General features: G+C 33.6%; 3 protein-coding genes. All 3 read right to left on the bottom strand.

Annotation, left to right across the window (positions count from 1 at the left end; all coding sequences use genetic code 11):
- Window positions 1-563: 563 nt before the first annotated feature.
- Complete coding sequence (locus HMPREF9420_RS11515) at window positions 564-896, bottom strand: hypothetical protein (protein WP_007135886.1); 333 nt, start codon at window positions 894-896, stop codon at window positions 564-566.
- Between the two features lie 20 nt (window positions 897-916).
- Window positions 917-1,441 (bottom strand): hypothetical protein, encoded by a 525-nt coding sequence (locus HMPREF9420_RS11510; protein ID WP_007135885.1) that lies wholly within the window; start codon window positions 1,439-1,441, stop codon window positions 917-919.
- Between the two features lie 444 nt (window positions 1,442-1,885).
- Window positions 1,886-2,110 (bottom strand): hypothetical protein, encoded by a 225-nt coding sequence (locus tag HMPREF9420_RS11505; protein WP_169309706.1) that lies wholly within the window; start codon window positions 2,108-2,110, stop codon window positions 1,886-1,888.
- Window positions 2,111-2,778: the final 668 nt, after the last annotated feature.

The raw sequence follows: 2,778 nt of genomic DNA, 5'->3' as shown, positions 1-2,778 counted from the left end.
AGCTTATCAAGAACGTTTGTTCTCAAAAGCGAGTGCAAAGGTAATACTATTTTCTTTTCCCTCCAAATGTTTTTAAAGAAAAGTTTGAAAAAACTTCAGAATTGGGGATATCATGAAGTATAAAGCCCTATACAATAGGAGAAAATGAATTGAAAAATTACTAAAACAACAACTTTCATCTAACTTTATCATGTGGAAGAATGCTTCATTATAGAATCAAACTTTCCTCACGAAGCTATATAATATTAAGGTATACATAACAAAATAAGAGCCAACCCTACAATGAGTCAACCACAAAAAGCTTACTTATGCCCACTCCCAAACAATCAACCTTCATAAAAAGTGGGGCGACATGCTGATTCAATCAACACATCGCCCCACCCTATCTCTTCTAATATGTATAACGTTGTCTATGTGGATTTATCTTGATTGCTTTCAAGTCACCACCACACATCATCCTCTATATATAATAAGGTACGCGAGAGAAGGCCAACCATTATATTCTACAATGTTTTAAATTCTTTGAGTCTGGCACACTCTTTTCGCCTCATCCCAATGCAATATCAAAGTTGTTTTAGATAGCAAGCAAGACCATGACGCTGTCCTAAATACTTGGCATCAAAAGCATCAATGGGCTTTATCTCTTCAATTACATAATTATTTCCATTAAATGTAACTGTATGGCCAACCTGATATTCAGCATTAAAACGCACCATTTGCTTTTTACAACGTTCTGATACACCAAAAAATATCATGCGTGCCGACCCATCTGAAAAAACTTCTATTTTGGGTTTAAACTTTCCATAGTTGATATGATACCAAACACCAACAACAATTATAGCAATGCCGAAAATGATAACAAAGGCTGCCAACCAATAATAAGTACTTTCTTCCATAGCTTATACTCCTCTTGTTCTTATAATTTACGATACTTATTAAGATTCCAGTTGGCATAACGTTGCAAGTTCTTGTGCAACACATCAGGTTGAGAGAAATACTCCCAAGGTATAGCTTTTGCTGAAATTTTCAAGACTGCACACTCAATAAAGATACTATTCTGAAATTCACCATAATGTACATACACTTGATCAAAATCCTCTTTCTGAAGTTTTCCACCCATCGTTACAAAACCAATACCATCATTAAAGATGCAAATTTCTTCAAAAGGACGTTTCTCTTTCAACTTTAACAGCGTGCCAATAACCAGCGGAATGGCAATAAGCCAAAATCCATTGATGAGAAACTTCACTCCAGAAGTAACCCAATCAACATTCTTCAAAGCATCAGCAAAGTTAAGCATTGCCGCTTGTACTGCCGGAATGCGTGTCACAATTAAGATTACAAGGAACACAGCCCAGCCTTGAACGACACCTTTCCACTTTTCAAAACCTTCATAATTACTTGCCTCTAAAACATGTTTAGATACTAAACTCTCTTCCATTTCTTTGTTTTTTATTGTTAGATTTTGCAGACAAAGTTAACAAAATCCATTCAATAAACCAATTATTGTCCTTGTTTTTTTCACATTCTTGCTATAACTCGGATGCAATACGACACATCCAACACCACGACATTCCATAAAACACAGCCCTAAAAACATCAAAGAATGCAGAAAGATATAATAGTTCATTTTTAAAAGAAGCGCAAAATATATTTCGTTTGAAACCAGATATATGAGTTCATAAACTATGCTTAGTCATGTATATAAATTCAATCTATTTATAATATGACTAAACTCAACTTTACTTCTTCTCGGTATACCATTTCGTTTAATCGAGTTTTTCGATGACAATCAAACGCGATTGGACACCTTTTCCAGACCAATCTCTATTTCATAATTGTAATTACAAACTACAATATTATCGTATTTGTCTACGACTTCTCTTTAGTTTCCTTTCCAACTATCTTCAAACTCATCGTCCCAAACAAAGTTTTTCTTTGCCAAATTATCCTCCCCGCCATGATGAGGATCACCTTTTTCAGCTCCAATTCCATCTGAGCCAGCAAGAAGAGAACACTCATCCAAACATTGATAAAAAATACTTTCAGGTTTAAAGTAGCACCTTTTGTTTGTTCTCATAGTTTTAACCAAATGATTTAATTTGTTCATTTCTGAGCATATTTCCATGTGATGACCCATACGAACAACTTTCATCACAACACCGATCAAAATCACTTTTCATCTCGTGCCCATGTATCCACTACATGATAGCTATATGTTCACATACGATGCAAATATAACAATATTTTAATAACATTCATATTTATACGCAAAAATTATTCGCTTATATGTCAGAAAAATTGTTCTATATGTGAAATTCATTGATTTATCGTTATAAAATGACATATATTGCCGCCTAAGATAATATCTAAAATACAACTTGTTGAAAATAAAGAAGTTACCTTATCGCATAAGCCAAACAGGTAACGATTTGGAAACGAGCGGGCTACTCGGCTTCGCTGTTTTCTGCCTAACAAAGAACGCTTGTTATTCTGTTTACAAAGATAATACTTTGTTTCCGAATAACAAGCGTTTTTAAGGATAAAAAGCAAGCAGGTATGCCAAAATGTAAATATCTTTTTGATATTCTTATAGCTTAAAACAAACCAATATGAAAAGACCATTTCAATAACCGCTTTTGAGAAAAAGAAATGGTCTTTATTTGATTTCAGAAGAATTCTACTTATAGTTTGATAAGTACAAAGTTATAGATTTACTTTTTAGCACATCTTCATAATAAAGAGCCTAACTATAACTTATTGTAAATCTGTTATTGG

Origin of the sequence: Segatella salivae DSM 15606, assembly GCF_000185845.1 — a bacterium.
Taxonomy (GTDB): domain Bacteria; phylum Bacteroidota; class Bacteroidia; order Bacteroidales; family Bacteroidaceae; genus Prevotella; species Prevotella salivae.
This window is presented reverse-complemented; position numbering and strand designations above follow the sequence as displayed.